Annotated in this window: 1 protein-coding gene; it reads left to right on the top strand. The window is 41.5% G+C overall.

Annotation, left to right across the window (positions count from 1 at the left end; all coding sequences use genetic code 11):
• Nucleotides 1-939: MBG domain-containing protein (locus RM541_RS17360; RefSeq protein ID WP_311501396.1), on the top strand; the 939-nt coding region annotated here is incomplete at both ends.

The following is a 939-nucleotide window of genomic DNA, read 5'->3' as shown; positions in this document are numbered from 1 at the left end:
CTGCAAGCCTGAACCATTCAGAAACTGCATTCACTTATGCTCCGCAGCAAGGATATACCAATGCAGGGACTTACCCGGTAATCATCTCTGCTGAAGCAACCAGTAATTACGAAGCCGCTTCAGAACAAGCGAATTTGGTGATTGAAAATGCTGAGATCACAGGAGTAACTTTTGAAGGTGACACGTTTACTTATGATGGTACTTCGCACAGTATTGCTGTCAGGGGACTTCCAGAAGGCGCCACCGTAAAATATGCCGATAATGGGCAAATTAACGCAGGAACTTATAAAGTAACTGCAACAGTTAGCCAGGACAACTATAATGATAAAATCCTGACTGCTGATCTTGTAATCGAAAAAGCTGAAGCTATAATCACTGCCGATGCTGTTCAGACTTTCACTTATGACGGAACTGTTAAAAATGTTGCTGCAAGTTTAAACCATTCAGGAACTACGTTGACTTATTCTCCGGCACAAGGATACACCAATACAAAAACTTACCCTGTTACCATCTCTGCTGAAGGGACTGATAACTACGAGACTGCTTCAAAAGAAGTGTCTTTGGTGATCGAAAAAGCCGAAATTGAAGGAGTGGCTTTTGAAGGAGCTACTTTCACTTATGATGGTGAAGCTCATAGCATAGCCGTAACCGGACTTCCTGAGGGAGCCACAGTAAAGTATGGGAATAATGGACAAATTAATGCAGGAACTTATAAAGTGACTGCAACTGTAAGTCAGGACAACTATAATGATAAAGTACTGACTGCTAATCTTGTGATCAAAAAAGCCGAAGCAGTAATTACTGCAGATGCTGTTCAGACCTTTACTTATGATGGGACTGTTAAGAATGTTGCTGCAAGTCTGAACCATTCTGAAACTACGTTGACTTATGCTCCGGCACAAGGATACACCAATGCAAAAACTTACCCTGTTACTATTT

It is taken from the genome of Autumnicola psychrophila, from assembly GCF_031846645.1.
GTDB classification, from domain to species: Bacteria; Bacteroidota; Bacteroidia; order Flavobacteriales; family Flavobacteriaceae; genus Autumnicola; species Autumnicola psychrophila.
The sequence above is the reverse complement of the archived record's forward strand: the minus strand, read 5'-3'. Positions and strand labels throughout refer to the sequence as shown.